Raw genomic sequence first — 15,901 nt, forward strand, 5'->3', positions numbered from 1 at the left:
GGTTTACCCGTCACAACATCGAAGCCGGGTGCCCCCGATGCCTGGTTCCCTGTGCAAAATCAAAATCATTCCGAACGTAATTCTACCGCCATATCGATTCTGCCTTCGTTTAGAGGTCTGAGTCCGCCATCCGTCCGCAATCAACTTGAGTTGCGCCCTTAAACAGGATCAAGGCATTGAAGGCCGCTGAGCTGGGCAAACTGCCATTCGCTTCGCTCACCGCGAATCAAACTTGGGCTAACCTGACCATGTTTGCGTTCAATCTGAGGTCATGGCTGCAGTTGGTCCTAATGACCGAGGGGTATAAGGCTGAGCGCTGGGATGTGAAACAGTGGCGATATCGGTTGTAGTCCATGGTTGGGAAACTTACGAAAAGCGGTCGCCAATCCCGGTTACTGGTCAATGAGCACGCGCAGAGAGCTAGATTAGTCGCGTTATTCAAAGAACAAATCAACGGATTTCGTCAGTTCTGGGTAACCGGTTTGATGCGAACCAAAGTTCTCAAGTACTAGTCAGCAGTGATTTCAAGCTGAAAATCAGTATATCGGCGCGTACTGGCCGGTGCTGGCGTTAGCGATATGGTGTTCTTTGTCTTACCAGAAATCACTAACCCACCGGATATTGGCGGGGTGCCGGTTACGGTGGGGTGCTGCCCTTCCAAGAAATGTCTGGGCTAATCCAATATGTGCCACTGGGAGAAGAATTACTACCCTTATTTGCCAGATATAGGTTTCGTAGCCGCAGAATCCTTTTCGTCTGCTAAAGCTGTCGCTGGTTCAGCTTCATTAGCGATCTTTCTAGCACGTATCAATGGGAACGCGATGCTAAGAAAAGCCAAGCCAGTTGTTACCAAACCGGCACGGAGTGGCATCATTTGACCGTCTGTCGAGACAAAGAAGAAAGGAATCACAAAGGCTAGACCCAAAGCAGAAACACAGAACTCCCCCCATATTTCTCTACCGGTCTGAGGCCGGTACTTATCAGGTCTCTTCCATAAAAGTACCTGAAATGCCGCCACAATCCCCGGTCCAACCAAAAGTATTCCGGCTGATAAGAAGACTTGTATTCGCGCATTCCCTTCATACCCGCCGAAGAATCCCTGACATAACACATAGAGGCCGTATGCGATGAAAAGGAGTGCGCAATACAAGGCTAATTTTCGCCACACTGGCACGCTATTCGGCCCAGGTGTCTTATCCATTTTAGGTACCTTCTGAGTAGTCATTCATCCTCGGTTCGATTTGACTGGATTACGGATTCTGCCCAGATTTTCTTGAGAGAATCCGACGTTTTCATGCCAAGATTACCCGGCACAGAGGGGTTTCGAAGCAAATAGGTTCTTCTGATGAATCGGGTCTCACTATACGGCTCAATTTCCAACGCAGGCGGCCGCCAAGACGCTTGTTCGTGGCATGGTGGGATTACGGAGTAGAAGTCTCACATGGTTTGGAAGACTAACTGAATGATGCTCCAGTATTGGAGCTTTGAGAAGAATAGGTCAGTGACCAACAAAAAATTCGATGCTGCCACTGGAAATTTGTGGCTGAATTGTGTCTTGTCCCGTTGCTAAATTTGGGGAACCGCAAGCCAGTTCACGATAAGTTAGGACGGATGGGGAATTTTAAGCAGTGCCTATTGAGCTTGCCTCGTGGCAAGGCAACGGTTCAAACGAGTTACTCATGAAACTCGGACGGGCGGAAATTCAATCGTGGCTGGATGCAGTAGCGCCAGGCACTGGTTTGGTGCGCCTCGCGCAGCTATCGAATCTTCCGCGGCTGCGGGTCACCCAGCAGGTCGGCCGTGGCAGCGTGGCCCCTTCAACCGTTTCGGCAATCGCCCGTGGCCTAGGCTTGGATCCTTTGACCGAGCTCAGGCGATTTGAGCAGTTCATTAATGTCATCCCCGGCACTCCTTCTCCTGATGAGATGGCTACGTTCATCCCCACACCAGGGCTCCTTCAAGCGATGGTTCATCGCCTGAACTCAGTGGTAACTACTGAAGACGAGCTCGGCGACGAAACCTACGAACATGCAGCCACGTATTGGTTTGCTTGTGCCGATGATGGGAATCTTCGAGCACACATCCAGCAGGAGCTGGGGATCGCGCAGTCGACCTTATGGAAAATGCTTCGGGTCAGGCTTCGTGAAGACGTTTCTTTGGAAATTGCCAGATACGCGAATTTCCCTTTGGTTTCAGCTCTGGTGGTTTCGGGTGTTCTGACCGGCAAAGAGGCAGGTTGGGACACGGATTGCCGTTCTGACTGGGTTAACAATGTTCCACTTGGACAGCTTTTAGCTGTCACGGAGAAACGCCTTCATGAAGTGGGAAAACAGGTACGCAATTTGGAGACATTTGAAAATCATCTAGGCTAAAAGCCTATGGTTTTTTCTTCCTGGGCAGCAATAACTTTGGCAAGCACGTTCACGCTAGTGCTTGCTTTGAGGCTTCCCCGGCTAATTCAAGGCACAGGCAACCTCTGGTTATGGCTTACCCATCTAGGAATGAGTATCGGCCTCTGGCTCGCAGTAGAACCTATCTACCTCTTCATTGATCGCCTTCTCGGCTCAATCAATCTGGCGAATCTCATCTCGCATTTTTGCATCAATTTCGTGTTCCTCGCCGCCGGGGTCCAGATCGCCCACAGCATCGGCCGGTGCGATATTGCAACCAAGATCCGCCGGTTCTCAGCTGTCGGACTGCCTCTATGCGTGGCACTGATGACCGTGTTGTTCTTCGCGGCAGACCTCTCGTATTCCAGCATGGGGCTCGATGATTTCAGGGACACCGACACAGCTGTCGTGCTTTACAAGCTGTCCATGTACGTCTATCCGTCTGTGGTGTCTGCAATGCTGGTGAACCCTTTGCTGAAGGCCAACACTGGTTCGGTGTATCGGGTACCGTTTTATTCGAAGAAGCTGATGGCATTTGGCTTCGCCTTCGGCAAGATCTCACCTATGGGGCATCTGGTGGAGCTGTCGAACCGCCAGCTGGATTGGCTGACGGATCTGATCGTCTATCCCGCGATGGTGTGTGTTCTGGCCGGTGTCACGCTGGGATGGATCTCTGCTTTGCTGACGCACCGCCGCGAACTCCAGCCATCCCCACGCTTACACCACCAGAAAGTCTCCTAGACTCACCAGAGCACCGGTCAGCGTTCCGGCCAGGACTTGGGTGGGAGTGTGGTGCCCGGCGCGGATTCTTGCCCATCCCACCAGTGCGATGACGGCGACCGCGATCTGCGCTCCTGCCGGCAGATCCAACAGACAATGCAAAACCGCGAACGTTGTCAGCGCTGCGTGGATCGAAAGCTTCCAGACCAGGTTGACGACGCCCACGATCAGCAGCCCGGCGAGCATGAATAGCACTTCCACGATAATCTGACTCGGTGCTGCGATGGCCAGCAGCACGCCGATGCCTCCAAGAATGGAAATCAGAGTCACCAGCAGGATCGGCCAGCGTTGATGACGCTCGGTCACGTGCACGTCGGTGACCCGGCCGCGCAGCCGCATCCAGATCAAAGCCGCCCAGGGCACCAGGCCTGCAAAGAAGGTGGCCAGCAAGGTTGGCGGCCATGCAAGGCCAGGGTACCGCAGTGGCGTGCTGAGCAGGACGAGGGTGACGACCGCTGGTGGTGAGGCGAGATGGCTGATGAGCTTGGCGTATTTTTCCACCGTTCGAGCCTAGCAACACGAGTAGTGGATTTTTCAGCCTGGGATGCTTACGCCTTGTTCTTTGAGGAATTCCACCGGGCTGGTGTCTGCTTTGCCCACCCAGACTTCGAAGTGCAGGTGGTAGCCGGTGGAGTTGCCGTTGGTACCGACTTTGGCGATCTGCTCCCCTGCTTTGACCTCGTCCCCCACCTGGGCTAGTACCCCGTCTTCATACATGTGCACATAGAGCGTGCTAACTCGCTGGCCATCAATGGTTCCGTGATCCACCTGAACTTGGCAGGGAGAACGGCCCACAACGAGGTCTGAGCAGCTGGCCCGGATGACCTGGCCATCGGCGGCAGCATAAATGGGGGTGTCTTTCGGTGAGCTGAAATCCTCTCCAGCGTGGGGCCACAGGCCGCGGTTTTCTCCGTAGTTGTACTGGATTTTTGAGATGGTCTCCACGGGGAACATCCACCCGGAATTGCTCTTCGGGCCATCGTAAGAATCCCCTGATTCCGGCTTTCTGGTGTCTCCCCCGTCCTTGCACTGGGAATAAGATTCCTCGTCATCGCTGACTTCGACCTGGGCGCCGTGCAGCGCGGCGTAGAGCAGTTCCGCATCGGAGCGTTGGTCTGCATAGTTATCTGGCAGTCCTGAGACTTGGACCTTTTCCGCGGCCAGCTCGTAAGGCAAGGATTTCCAGCCGGGAACTTTTTTCAGCCTGTCGAAGAAGGCGCTGGCTGCGTAGGAGGGGTCCATGATCTGCTCGACGGTCCCCCAGCCAGCGCTGGGCCGCTGCTGCATGAGGCTCAGCGCATCCCAGGCGTGCCCCACTCCCTGGTGTGGAAGATCCAGGGATTCGAGGACGACTTTGCGCGCTTGCCCCCATTCGGCTTCGGTCATGACCTGCGTTCCTTGCGGATACTGCCAGGTCCCGTCATTGGCCAGTATTTTCAACGAGCTTTCCTGGATAGCGGTCATCAGTCCAATGATCGCCCCGTGCTGCTGGACGCCTGCTGACTTGGCTTCGTTGATGATGATCGCTGCGTTGGTCAGCTGCTGCTTGTTGTAGGATCCGACCTCGGTGGTGGGCAGGTTTTTGACGTTGATTTCTTTGGGCACCGCGCTGTTAGGTGAGCAGTCGGTTTCGGTGTCGGGCTCGCTGCGCGGGCTGTCCCCCAGCAGGAGGATCCCGCCAAAGACGATCCCGAACAGCAGCACACTGATCAGGCCCAGGACAGTGAAGATTCCCCGGCGTTTGGTGCGTTTCATCAGCTGTTGCTCGTGATTTTCTCGACCATCCACTGCCCGTCAGCGCGGCTGAGCAAGAATTCTAGGGTGGAGGCGTTGGTCTGCACTTTCACGGTGGCGATGGCCGGCGAAACGCCTTGGACAGGTTCGTGCACCTTGATGACTTCGGTGGAGGCGATGTTGAGGTTTGAGGTCTGCTGGAACCTGGTCCGTGCGCTCTGAGACAGATACGGCGCCAGGGCTTTGAACCATGCCGTTTGGTCAAGGTCCGGGCGGGCGTAGGCTTTGGCGGCCTTGGTTGCGGTGTGTTTCGCTTCAGCCGAAACCTGCGGGTTCCATTCATCGATCTGCACTTGCTCTGGGGATGCTTCGATCTCATGCATGGGGCCGTGATCCGCGTGCGGATCACTGGTTTCTTGGTCCGGCGCGGGGGTGCAGGCGCTCAGTGAGACTGCCAGGAGCACGGCGGTGGACAGGATGATTCGGCGTGTCATCAAAACCCTTCAAAGTCTTATTTTGGAATGAAACTGACTATATCAAGACTAGTTGATACTATGGGTTCATCCAAGGAAAGGGGACGCAGATGGGCACCGAGTGGCCAGGCGACGAACGCAGAAAAGCGAAGACCGATGTTTTGACCGTATCGAACGCTTCCGACAAACCAGAAGCTTCGTTACAGATCCTCAACAACCCAGAACCAGTAGAACCCACCGCACCAGAACCGACGCGCGCAGCGCCTCTGGCCGCCGGAACACCGCTGGTCACTGGAACACTGAGCAGCGCGATCACCGGATCAGACGCGCTGGAAACACCCTTGCCTGCCGAAGAAGGCTGGCAGCGCACAATCCGCACATGGACCGGCGGCCTCATTTCCCCTAAACCAGGACCCCAAGAACTCGCCCGACGCGCCACCTTGGCTTCCATCCGCCGCGTCTATCCTCGCCCGGTCACCGTCACCATCGCCCAGCCGGCCGGCGGGTCAGGTAAAACCTCGATCAGCGTGGCGCTGGCCTCCACCCTCGGCAACACCGCCGACCATGCGGTCTTAGCGATGGACAACAACGAAACCATGGGCACCCTCGGGGTGCGCACCCGTTCCAACGGATCAAACCTGACCATCATCGACCTGCTCGACGCGCTCGAAGAGCTCAAAAATGAACACACCCGCAGCGGCGACGTCCAGTACTTCACCCGCCCCCAGGGCGATAACCGTTTCGCAGTCCTCGCCTCGGATGAAGATCCTGACCGGATGCAGATGCTCACCCGCGAAACCCTCAACGAACTGCTCGAAGTAGTCCAGCGTTTCTGGAACGTCATCGTCCTGGACACCGGCAACAACACGCGCGCCGAGAACTGGCTGGCCGGCATTGAAAGATCCGACCAGCTGGTCTTCCCCGTGGAAATGAACGATAAATCCGTCGTCTCAGTGCTCCGCACCATCGAACAGCTCCAAGCCATGTCCCATCTCTCTGGCAATGACCACTATGCCGCGCTGTGCCGCCACGCGGTCCTCGTCATCTCCCCCGGTTCCCACTGCCGCTCGGTAGCCCCGGAACGGCGCAAAGAGCTGCGCACCATGCTCGAGCAAGCCCTCGGCGAAGAAGCTACTTTCCTTCCCGTCCCCTACGAACCAGCCCTGGACACCAACGGGCTGATCGACTGGCAGCTGGCCACAGATGAGTCCGTACGAGCTTTTGAAAAAGTTGCTGCCGCCGTCAGCGAAGGCATGCACCACGCAGCAGTCCGAGCAGAATCCACCAAACGAAACAAGAAAGAGAACTAACCATGGAACCATTCACCGACACCCCGCGAGTAACAGCAGAAGTCAAGAACCCTTTCGACGGAGTATCCCCCGACATTGCACCGCTTGGCTCAGGGTTCGACAATGCGCTGACCGTGATCCTCGGCGTCATCTGGGGACTGGTGCTGATCTATGTATCAGTGAAGCTTCTGACCAGCTTCGTGAAATTCTCCGGAGCCAGAAAACAGGGCCATTACGAGGAGATGGGCGAACACACTGACGAGCTCAAACGCCGCGGCGTGGCGGTCATCGCGGTGGCCGCCTTTGGTGTTCTCATCGGTGCGGTGCTCAAAGTGGCGGGGATGCTCTAATGACAAGCCGCCGGAGCCTGATCATCGCCGCCGTAGTCATCACAGCGATCGTGCTGGTTGCTGTCGCCAGCTACTTCATCTCATCGACCACGAAGGACAATACTTCGGCGGCTACACCCACTATTCCTTCTGAACCCACGCGGATCAGCGACAACGGGTTCCCTGTATCCCAGTTCCACGCCAACGAAGGCGGAACCAAGACCGCACAAGATGGCCATACCCGTATCGGATACACCGCTTCCTGCGACGACGCTGTGCGCGCAGCGGTCAACTACGTCCCTGCCGAGTCCTATGGCACCGGTGACTGGGAACAGCGTGAAGCAACATTGAACACCATCATTGCCGTCAACGAGGATGGCGCAGAGTATATTGACGCGTTGCGTTCACTGGCCAAAGACGGAGATACCTCCGAGAAAATGCTTTTTGACCCGGCCATTTTCAAAGTCGTCAGCTGCGAAGCGGGGAAAACGGCGTCCGTCGCAGTAGTGCAACGGATCGAAAACAGTTCGTTCACCATTGATGGGAGAACTGTTCCCGCTGCGGTGGAGGTCCGTGTCGTCGAACAGCTCTTGGTGTGGGAAAAGGACGACTGGAAACTTGATTTCAGCGGCGAAAACGCCACCTACCGACCCGAAACCCAGCTTCTTTACACGCAAGGCAAGAAAGAACCTTCCTCCGCGCGCGAAATTCTTGGTGATCTGTTCACCGATTCAGACGGCAACCCACTGAGCCGGGATGGCTGGATGGAGCTGGCCCAGTGACAAAGCTTCTCAGCGTCATTTCCTCTCTGGCGGTGATCGCATTCCTCTCCACATTTCTCTTAGTCGCCTCCCCATCGCCGGTCCACGCCGATGAGGACACCACAAAAGTGGAAGAAGCGCTCACCCAGGACCAGGTGAAACGCTTCGAAAAGATGCCTGAGAAGGAGAAGACCCAGCTTCTTGATGAGGTTCTTAGAGGGATTGCCAAGGAGAAATGCGGCGAGTTCGAGTACTACACGAAGATGGAAAGCATCTTCGCTTTCCAGAAAAGGAACTGTGAAGAGCAGACGCGTGATGCCCTGCACCTCATGTATCCCACGGCCCAAACCCTCATCTTGGGTGAAGGCGAAAAGATGGATTTCTGCGACGCTCTCAAGGAAACCAAAGCCAGTGGCGACGGATTCCAGCACTGCCTTGGAAAGAGAATCAACGCCCATTTCAAGGCATGGACCGGCCAGAAGATCCGTGGATTCCTTGAACAAAGCGAACTCGGCCGCTCATTGCTCAACGTCACCGACGCCATCGACAACACCATTAAGTTCGTAGCAGATCCCAAATCGAACCTGGACGAACTGGCCAACAGCAGCAAGTCAGAATCCATCGCGATGACCTCCAAAGTGCTCGAGGAAATCTCCTCGACCACCGAATTCGACGCGTCTGCCCAAGAATTCAAAGACCGCTGGGCACTCTACGCCGGGCTGGGAGTCGTTGGCCTCGGCTTGATGATCATGTTCCTCTTCAAACAACACAGCAACGGGGAGATGAGCGACGACGATTTCAGCAAATCCCTGCTCTACTACCTGCCAGCAGCGTTGTTCATGGTCATCTACGGACCCTGGGTCATGAACGAACTGCAGCAACGCGTCGCCCCGCTCACCGATGGAACCAGTGACTGGGCGGCAGAATCAATCAGCAACTTCATCACGGTCATCTCCCGGTTCGCCTCCCTGGAATCCACCAGCTGGTTCGGCCCGTTAGCTGCCATCCTGTTCTTCGGACTGCTGTTCGTCGGAGCACTGGCCCTGCTGGTGTATTTCCTGCTGATCCCGATCTTCCAGCAGCTCATGGGACTGGCCATTGCGCTGCTCATCGGCATGCTGCTTTCGCCCAAGACACGTCGCTACGTCATGAAAATCGCCACGACCATCGGCACCATGAGCCTGCTGAAAACCTTCGCCTTCCTCGTGCTGGGCGCGGTCTTCGGCATCCTCGCCTCGCAGCCAGCCTTCAAGGACGGGGTCGATGACGTGCTGGTGAACGTCGGCAACCTGGGGGCAACAGCCGCGATCATGCTGATGATCGTCCTATCCCCCGCAGCGATCTTCCGGTGGATGCCAGTGCTCGAAAGCCGCGAAGCGAAATTCGGCGGGATCTCACCGGAAATTTCTGCCGGTGTCGGCGGCGCCGTAGGCGGTGCAATCGGCAGTGGCGCCGGGTCGGTGCGCCGCGCGATCTCCAACCGGCGAGGCGCCGCCACAAGCCGCAGCGCACAAAATTCAGGCGATTCAGGCGGTTCAAGTGGACAAGACGGTTCTGCCGGACCTAGCGGTCCTTCCTCTGGCGGTTCCCCACACGGTGGCAGCAACACTGCTGCCCAGAGTCCGGGCACCGGTTCACCGCAGAAAACCCATGGCGCACACGAACGCTCCAGCCAAAACCAGGCCGATGCACCCACATCAGCTGCGGCGAACACCCCGCAGCAAGGCCAGAACCCTGCGCCTCCAGCATCCCCGAATCATAACGGCGAGCAAGCTGGCCCAGCTCCCTCAGCCCGGGCCGGCGGCACTGACCCAGCACGGCAAGGTCCCACCGACCAGAACAGCTCTGCGCCTGCCTCGAGCGGGCCAAATGTACCTTCCTCCTCTTCTGGGCAGGGCCGGAAGAACCCGCCGTCCGGCCGGGCGAAAAAAGTGGCCTCTGTGGCGTCAACAGCAGCCTTCAGCCCCCTGACCGCCGGCGCGGTCGGCCTGCTGGCCGGAACCAAATACGCCGCGACCAACGCTGCAGCTCAAGCACGAATGGCCGCAAACGACGCAGACCCAGATTCGTGGGACTCCTTCAAGGATCGGTGATCACTCATGGCACGTCAGGTAGCCCTCGGCGGCGAGTTCAAAAAACGCGGACTGCTCTCAGGCCGCTCCACCCCCGAACAGGTCGTCCTCTGGACCGGCCTGGGGATCGCCGCGTGCGTGGTTTTGATGGGCATGGACCAGTTCTTCTTCCTCTTCGCCGGCCTCGTCATCGCTGTGCTCAGCGTGGTGATCACCGTTCCCATGAACATCCATGGGGGACGCAGCTACGCCGCGCTGAAAACCGAGACCGCCTACCGGGCATACCGCAAGCACGCCGGGCTGGGTGTCTATGACCCCGTCCATGAACAGACTGCGTTGGCCAGCGTTCAGGAATACCGGGCAGCGAAGAAGAACAAGAAGAAAGCGGTCCGGCCCCGCGGGTTCGCAGTGCGCCGCGCCGAACGCCGCAAAGAGCACGTTCAGCCGGCCCCGTTGATGGTGGGACGGTTGAGCGTGAAAGAAGTTGATTTCAACGCCCGCGAACGCCTCGCCGTCTTCCGCCACGCCAATTCAGATCCGGCCTTCTATACCGTGATCTTCGAGGTCCGCGGCAGCGCCGGCGGAGTGGTGGAAGAAGACGTGGAAGACATCCCCCATGTGGGTTTTGGACGTGTGTTGGCCCGGGCGGCGCGGCGCACCAGTGCGGTGTCCCATATCCAGAGTTTCACCCGCTCCATCCCCCTGGACATCACCGACCACGTGTCCTGGCTCGCCGACTATGTGGACCCCAACGCCCACGGAAACCTGGTGCGCTCCTACCAGGAGTTGTGCTTGCAGGTCGAAGACCGGGCCGAGCAGCACCGCAGCTACTGGGTGCTGCGGTTCGATAACCGCACCGCCTTGCAGCGGGCCGCCAACGCCCAGCAGCCAGGGCCTATGGCTGTGCACGCGGCAATCGTCCAAGAAGCCCAAGCGCTCATGGCGCAAGCCGTCGCGCATAAAGCCATCCGCGGGTACAGGGCTGTGGATTCGCAGATGGCCGCCGGGATCCTCGCCCACCTGCAAGACCCCTACACGTACGCCATCGATGACACCGACGTGGGATTAGAGGCGGTCTGGCAGAAACTCGACCAGGAACAGACCTCCAAGGCGGTCGTGGTCAACAACCACGCCTACACCCGTGTGGCCTACATCCCCAGGGATGGGTTCATGGCCGGATCCGCCCTGCCAGTCCAAGCCATGCGCCAGCTCGTCTCGGGGATTGTCCCGGCAGTTATCCACTCGGTGTCCTGGGTGAACGAAGTCGTTGATGCCAAAGAAGCGCGCGCCCAAGCCATGTCGGACCGCACCAGCGACAAAGCCAAACGCCACTCGGACGCGTCCAAAGGCAAGATTTCGGATGGCACCGAACAGGTCATGTCCAACTCCTCCGATCAGCGCGCAGTGGACCTGACGCCCGGCAGCGGTCACCACGGCGTGAAATGGGGAGCCTACGTCAGCTTCACCGTGGATTCAGAAGAAAAACTTTTGCAGGTCTCCACCCAGATTGAATCCGTCGCCACCGATTGCGGCATCGACCGGCTGTACTGGCTCGACCACCGCCACGACATGGCCCTCATGGCCGTGCTGCCCATGGGAAGAGGAATCCGCACATGATCAACATCTTCACTCGAGCAACCACAAATAAGCGCAAAAACAACGCAAAGACCACCAAACCTGCAAAAGCTGTCCCGGCGCCACGGGCAGAGCAGCGTCCGGACATCACCTGGGATGCCGGACGCCAAACACGCAAAGGCTCACGCTACGGACTCTATGATCCAGCCCCGGAAGGCGCGATCTCCACCACCCGGCAGGCCGAAGTCAGCAACCTTGCCGTGCCCTGGTCACCCACCTCCTACAAAGGCCTGCTGTTCGGCATTGATCTGGAATCAGGGTGGGGCGTCATGCACGACCCGATCTTCGCCTACCCCCACACCGTGAACAACGCCAACGTCGTCGTCATCGGCGACATCGGCTCCGCCAAAAGCTCCGCCGGGAAAACCTGGGGATGCCTGCGCCCCATGATCATCGGACGCAACGTCATCGTCATCGACAAGAAACCCAGCGACTCCAACCCGGAAGAAGGCGAATACGCCGAACTCTGCCGGTACCAGGGCGGGGAACCTGTCACGTTCAAGATCGGCGGCGGCGGATCCTGCATCAACATTTTTGACCCGTCCATCTCCGCGGAAACCGAAGAAGACAGCACCACCGGCGAAACCCCGCCAAGCCAGTCCATGCTGCTGCGCGCAGTCGCCGAAGAAGTCCTCGGCCGGCCCATCAGCCCCCGCGAAGGCAAAGCCCTGCGCACAGCACACCGCCGCGCACTCAAAGACGCAAAAGCTCAAAGCATCACCCCGACAATCCGTCTGGTCATCCACCGGATGATCGACCCCGCCGAAGAAGACTCCACTCACCTGGAAATCGACAAGACCACCTTGCGCGAATGGGGGTACGACGTCGCCTTCGAACTCGAACGCTTCGTTGAAGAAGATCTGGCAGGCATGATCGACAACGAAACCACCGGTGACGTGAAACTCAAAGACGGACTCACCGTCTTCGACGTCTCCCAACTGCCCGAAAACGGGCCCGCCCTGGCGATTGTCATGACGGTGATCAACACGTGGATGACCAACCGCCTGTTCAAAGCCAAGAACCGCCGCCAAACCCACTTCGTCGTCGAAGAAGCCTGGCACCTGGTCCAAACCTCGGTCGCCAAAGTGATCCGCCGCAACCAGAAAGTCTCCCGCGCCATCGGCTTGTCCAATTGGTTTTTCTTCCACCACGTCTCAGACATCCCTGCCGGCACCGACGCGGAAGCCATCATCAAAGAATGCGACACCGTGCTGGTCTACCAGCAGAAGAAAGCACCGGACGCCCGGGCAGCAGTGGACATGTTCGACCTTCCGGCCTCCAGCTACCCCACGATCCTGAACCTGGCCACCGGCACCTGCCTGATGAAAATCGGCAACGAAGCCCCGTTCGAGGTGAAGCATCTGCGCAGCGACGTGGAAACAATCCTCACCGACACCGACAAAGCCCTGGTTGCCAGGACGACGAGTGAAAAGGAGCAGGATCATGGCCTCCCCACAGCGTGAAAGCAGCTTCACCACTTTCTTGATCATCGCGGTGCTTGCCGGGATCGTGCTGTCCGCGTTGAACTGGGGCGAGAAAATCACCCCCACGGATTCCAAAGTTTCCTGGAATCCGTTGGATCTGCTCGAAGCGGGCCTGGATGGGAATCTTGCCTGGCCTACCGCGTCCTGGTTCATCCTCGGCGGCATCATTGTCCTGCTCATCGCCGGATACGTACTGATCACCGAACTATGGGTGACCCCGCGCAAGAACACCGCCACGTTCAATCCCCAGGGTGCGGCGATCACCTCGATGATGGGCTTCACCGCCGCCTGGCATAAGGCACGCCAGATCTATGGGCCGTCGGTCACCAGGAAAACCGCGGAAGCGTTCATCGCACTGGCTGTCTACACCAACGCATCCAAAAAAGTGGCCCTGTATATCCAGCTCGAAGACAGCCTCTGGGTCTATGCCCCGGCCCGCGGCGGCAAAACCTCCAGCATCGTGGTGCCCATGGTGCTCGGCGCGCCCGGACCGGTCCTGGCAACGTCGACCAAACCCGACGTGGTCGCCTGGACTGCCACCGCACGCCAAGCGCAAGGCCAAGTATTCGTCTGCGATTGGGAGGGAATTACCGGCTGGCCCAACAAGGTGAAATGGACACCGATCTACGGGTGCGAGGACGAAGACGAAGCCCTGGAACGCGGCAAAGCCTGGGCGAACGCAGCCCCCATGGAAGGCACCAAAAACGGTTCCTGGTTCAGCGCCAAAGCAGGCTCCGTCCTCGGCCGGCTGCTGCACGCCGCCGCACTGGAAGACCGCACCATGGATGACCTGTTGCTATGGATCTTCGACTCCCACAACCCAGAACCCATCACCATCCTGGAAGACCACCACAAATCACGGGCCTTCATCCAACCCCTGCGCGAGCGCACCGAATCAAGGGCCGGGGAAACCGAAGACTCCATCAAATCCACCCTGCTCTCCCTGGCCGAACCGCTGGTCACCGAAAAGGTCCTCTCCCAGTTCCGGTTCCGTCGCGACGAAGCCTTCGACATCAACACGTTTCTTGAAGGGCAGAACACTTTGCATATCGTGGTGGACGGCGAAAAATCCCCGCTGGGTACGTTGAGTACGATGTTCGCCGATCAGGTGTACCGGGCCGCACGGCGCAAATCCAGTACCTTTGCTTCTGGCCGGCTCTGGCCGGTGTTCCGCATGGTGCTCGATGAAGCACCCAACGTGGCAGCCTTCAGCAACATGGCCGAGCTGATCACCGACACTGGTGGTCGCGGCATCCAAGTGATCGGCATCAGCCAGTCCTTCATCCAGAACGAAGCACGCTGGGGCAAAGAAGAAGCCAAAGCCATCGAATCGAACGCCAGCCTGAAGCTGATTTTCCCCGGCATCAACAGCGAAGACCTGAAAACCTACGCCAGCGACATGGGCGTACGCGACAAAGCCCGCATCAGCCATTCCTCCAGCAAAACAGGCGGCTCGAGGACCACCAGCACGGAAGAAAAAGCGATCGTGCGCGCTGAAGAGCTCAAGCATCTGCGCTTCGGGCAGGCAACGGCCGTGTATCGGAACTTGCCTCCGCACGTGGTGCACACCGAAATGGTGTGGCAGCGCAAAGACCATCAGGACTTGAAAGACATGAAAGACCAGACACTGCGCACCTGCGGCAAGGTCTTCTTGGATGCCGATCATGTCGGAGGAAAGGCGGTGGACGTTGAGCGAGCAGAGTAACCGCGATGAACTGATCGAACTCATCGTCCCCATCGTTGAGCCACTGGTGGAACGCCAGAAAAAAGTCGAACAAGTGCTTCAGGAACAAGAAGCAGTCCTTGTAGAGCTCGCTGGCCAGTTGGGAACACTGCTGAAAAAGAGCAAAGAGCAGAAGCCGTCTCCGTGGAATCTTCATCAAGGCAAGCCCGAGGAAAACGCTGAGTTACTGGGTGAAATCAATGTATGGCTGCCGTGGTTCAACACCACGTATGGGGCTGGGCAAAGCACTAACATGATTCCTTCCTGCTGGTTCCGGCATCCCAATGTAGTAGCCCACCTCATGGGGTTCTACGTGGCATGGAAAGCCGCCAACTACGGGACGACGAGCCCTAACAGTGATCTGGTGTATTGGAATCTGCGCTACCTGCCTGACGTTCTGGACATCGTCAATGCCCCCAGTGACAAGGGCGGCATGGCGGGGTGCAGGCGGGAGCATCGTGCCCCAGACCGGGTAGACCCGGTGCCCGAACCACTGAATGATGATTTCGCCCAATGGCTGAAGCAAGAACATCTAGCGTCAAAAGAGGTAGGAAACAACCTCTGAGGAAGAACGATAGGGAAGCTCACGCTAAGTGATCCAGCAGCACTGAACAAGTTGCTCTTGCTCTGTTAGCTAGCGGGTGGCGAATGCCGCGCCTTGCGCGTGGATCTGGAAGTTTCGCTAAGCTACACAGAAGCGTTTTTGAATGAATAACGTCGTAATTGAGCACTTCAAATTGGTCAATAAACGCGTGCAAATAAACCGATGACACGTAGGCATTCCCGTATGCGTGTGGGTTCAGGGCTCTGGACATCGGTAGAAAATTAATGAGACGCCGCTAAGCCCTTCACCCGATACCGCAACACCCGATCCGTCCCCGGATACACAGTCCGCGTACCGCTGAGCAACTCACACAATTCACCCAACGCCACCGTGGCACGACGCGTCGGCAAAGAATCCAACACAACCTCCAGCACCCCGTCCTGGCCCGGATCCAAATCCCCGCTCAGCTTCAACGCCTGCCGCACAAACACATGAGCCTGGCTCGACGCTGCCTTATAACCGGTCTGCGTACTCACCTGGGTGACCAGCATCATCGTGACGTTATACGCGGCCATCCGAAACGCGTGCAACACCTGCTTCAACTCAGATTCCAGCACCTGCTGCCCAGGGTTCACTTCACCCAAAGGGAGTTTCGCTGACATCGCCTGATACTCCTTAGACGCCTGC

At 57.8% G+C, this 15,901-nt stretch carries 15 protein-coding genes and 1 pseudogene; 11 read left to right on the forward strand and 5 right to left on the reverse strand.

From position 1 onward, the window contains the following. Positions 1 to 161: 161 nt before the first annotated feature. Positions 162 to 512: pseudogene (locus ACT3UA_RS17940) on the forward strand (IS1380 family transposase); the annotation flags it as partial. 200 nt (positions 513 to 712) lie between these two features. On the opposite strand, the gene ACT3UA_RS17945 reads toward ACT3UA_RS17940, so the two are convergent. Next, positions 713 to 1,201, reverse strand: coding sequence for a hypothetical protein (locus ACT3UA_RS17945; protein ID WP_096288962.1), 489 nt, complete (start codon positions 1,199 to 1,201; stop codon positions 713 to 715). Positions 1,202 to 1,628: 427 nt separating this feature from the next. On the opposite strand from ACT3UA_RS17945, the gene ACT3UA_RS17950 reads away from it, so the two are divergent. Both ACT3UA_RS17950 and ACT3UA_RS17955 read left to right on the forward strand, forming a co-directional pair. Then, positions 1,629 to 2,372, forward strand: coding sequence for a hypothetical protein (locus tag ACT3UA_RS17950; protein WP_096288964.1), 744 nt, complete (start codon positions 1,629 to 1,631; stop codon positions 2,370 to 2,372). Between the two features lie 129 nt (positions 2,373 to 2,501). After that, positions 2,502 to 3,131, forward strand: coding sequence for a hypothetical protein (locus ACT3UA_RS17955; protein ID WP_096288966.1), 630 nt, complete (start codon positions 2,502 to 2,504; stop codon positions 3,129 to 3,131). Here ACT3UA_RS17955 and ACT3UA_RS17960 read toward each other — a convergent pair. The 3 genes from ACT3UA_RS17960 to ACT3UA_RS17970 are packed head-to-tail and all read right to left on the reverse strand — an operon-like array spanning position 3,108 to position 5,398. Next, a complete protein-coding gene (locus ACT3UA_RS17960) occupies positions 3,108 to 3,671 on the reverse strand; it encodes a phosphatase PAP2 family protein (protein ID WP_096288968.1) in 564 nt (187 codons plus the stop codon). The two genes, ACT3UA_RS17955 and ACT3UA_RS17960, sit on opposite strands and share 24 nt — an antisense overlap. Before the next feature lie 33 nt (positions 3,672 to 3,704). After that, the gene (locus tag ACT3UA_RS17965; protein WP_096288970.1) at positions 3,705 to 4,925 is read right to left on the reverse strand and encodes a M23 family metallopeptidase; all 1,221 of its coding nucleotides are present in this window, start codon (positions 4,923 to 4,925) and stop codon (positions 3,705 to 3,707) included. Further along, the gene (locus ACT3UA_RS17970; protein ID WP_096288972.1) at positions 4,925 to 5,398 is read right to left on the reverse strand and encodes a hypothetical protein; all 474 of its coding nucleotides are present in this window, start codon (positions 5,396 to 5,398) and stop codon (positions 4,925 to 4,927) included. Before ACT3UA_RS17970 ends, ACT3UA_RS17965 begins: the two co-directional genes overlap by 1 nt. 89 nt (positions 5,399 to 5,487) lie before the next feature. Here ACT3UA_RS17970 and ACT3UA_RS17975 point away from each other — a divergent pair, with 89 nt between their 5' ends. From ACT3UA_RS17975 to ACT3UA_RS18010, 8 genes are read left to right on the forward strand one after another with little or no spacing between them, the layout of a single operon-like run. After that, the gene (locus ACT3UA_RS17975) at positions 5,488 to 6,687 is read left to right on the forward strand and encodes a MinD/ParA family ATP-binding protein (RefSeq protein WP_096288974.1); all 1,200 of its coding nucleotides are present in this window, start codon (positions 5,488 to 5,490) and stop codon (positions 6,685 to 6,687) included. Between the two features lie 2 nt (positions 6,688 to 6,689). Further along, a complete protein-coding gene (locus ACT3UA_RS17980; protein ID WP_096288976.1) occupies positions 6,690 to 7,016 on the forward strand; it encodes a hypothetical protein in 327 nt (108 codons plus the stop codon). Continuing rightward, entirely contained in the window at positions 7,016 to 7,777 is a 762-nt protein-coding gene (locus ACT3UA_RS17985) for a hypothetical protein (RefSeq protein ID WP_096288978.1), read from the forward strand. Before ACT3UA_RS17980 ends, ACT3UA_RS17985 begins: the two co-directional genes overlap by 1 nt. Further along, the gene (locus ACT3UA_RS17990; RefSeq protein ID WP_096288980.1) at positions 7,774 to 9,849 is read left to right on the forward strand and encodes a hypothetical protein; all 2,076 of its coding nucleotides are present in this window, start codon (positions 7,774 to 7,776) and stop codon (positions 9,847 to 9,849) included. The genes ACT3UA_RS17985 and ACT3UA_RS17990 overlap by 4 nt, the downstream gene beginning before the upstream one ends. A gap of 6 nt (positions 9,850 to 9,855) precedes the next feature. After that, entirely contained in the window at positions 9,856 to 11,445 is a 1,590-nt protein-coding gene (locus tag ACT3UA_RS17995) for a hypothetical protein (protein WP_096288982.1), read from the forward strand. Next, positions 11,442 to 12,926, forward strand: a complete 1,485-nt coding sequence (locus ACT3UA_RS18000) for an ATP/GTP-binding protein (protein WP_096288984.1) — start codon at positions 11,442 to 11,444, stop codon at positions 12,924 to 12,926. The genes ACT3UA_RS17995 and ACT3UA_RS18000 overlap by 4 nt, the downstream gene beginning before the upstream one ends. Continuing rightward, positions 12,907 to 14,652, forward strand: coding sequence for a type IV secretory system conjugative DNA transfer family protein (locus ACT3UA_RS18005; protein WP_096288986.1), 1,746 nt, complete (start codon positions 12,907 to 12,909; stop codon positions 14,650 to 14,652). Before ACT3UA_RS18000 ends, ACT3UA_RS18005 begins: the two co-directional genes overlap by 20 nt. Further along, on the forward strand, positions 14,636 to 15,235 hold the full coding sequence (locus ACT3UA_RS18010; RefSeq protein WP_096288988.1) for a DUF4913 domain-containing protein: 600 nt from the start codon (positions 14,636 to 14,638) through the stop codon (positions 15,233 to 15,235). The genes ACT3UA_RS18005 and ACT3UA_RS18010 overlap by 17 nt, the downstream gene beginning before the upstream one ends. Before the next feature lie 260 nt (positions 15,236 to 15,495). Here the strand turns inward: ACT3UA_RS18010 and ACT3UA_RS18015 are convergent. Continuing rightward, the coding region (locus tag ACT3UA_RS18015; RefSeq protein WP_444617731.1) for a hypothetical protein at positions 15,496 to 15,901 on the reverse strand (406 nt) is incomplete at its 5' end.

This window comes from Glutamicibacter sp. 363, from assembly GCF_052379505.1.
Classification (GTDB): Bacteria; Actinomycetota; Actinomycetes; order Actinomycetales; family Micrococcaceae; genus Glutamicibacter.

Bases quoted from the DNA above. Each gene is read 5' to 3' on its own strand.
- ACT3UA_RS17975 (WP_096288974.1), top strand. From the start codon at position 5,488: ATGGGCACCGAGTGGCCAGGCGACGAACGCAGAAAAGCGAAGACCGAT.
- ACT3UA_RS17965 (WP_096288970.1), bottom strand. From the start codon at position 4,925: ATGAAACGCACCAAACGCCGGGGAATCTTCACTGTCCTGGGCCTGATC.
- ACT3UA_RS17970 (WP_096288972.1), bottom strand. From the start codon at position 5,398: ATGACACGCCGAATCATCCTGTCCACCGCCGTGCTCCTGGCAGTCTCA.
- ACT3UA_RS18005 (WP_096288986.1), top strand. From the start codon at position 12,907: ATGGCCTCCCCACAGCGTGAAAGCAGCTTCACCACTTTCTTGATCATC.
- ACT3UA_RS18000 (WP_096288984.1), top strand. From the start codon at position 11,442: ATGATCAACATCTTCACTCGAGCAACCACAAATAAGCGCAAAAACAAC.
- ACT3UA_RS17945 (WP_096288962.1), bottom strand. From the start codon at position 1,201: ATGGATAAGACACCTGGGCCGAATAGCGTGCCAGTGTGGCGAAAATTA.
- ACT3UA_RS17985 (WP_096288978.1), top strand. From the start codon at position 7,016: ATGACAAGCCGCCGGAGCCTGATCATCGCCGCCGTAGTCATCACAGCG.
- ACT3UA_RS17995 (WP_096288982.1), top strand. From the start codon at position 9,856: ATGGCACGTCAGGTAGCCCTCGGCGGCGAGTTCAAAAAACGCGGACTG.
- ACT3UA_RS17980 (WP_096288976.1), top strand. From the start codon at position 6,690: ATGGAACCATTCACCGACACCCCGCGAGTAACAGCAGAAGTCAAGAAC.
- ACT3UA_RS17955 (WP_096288966.1), top strand. From the start codon at position 2,502: ATGAGTATCGGCCTCTGGCTCGCAGTAGAACCTATCTACCTCTTCATT.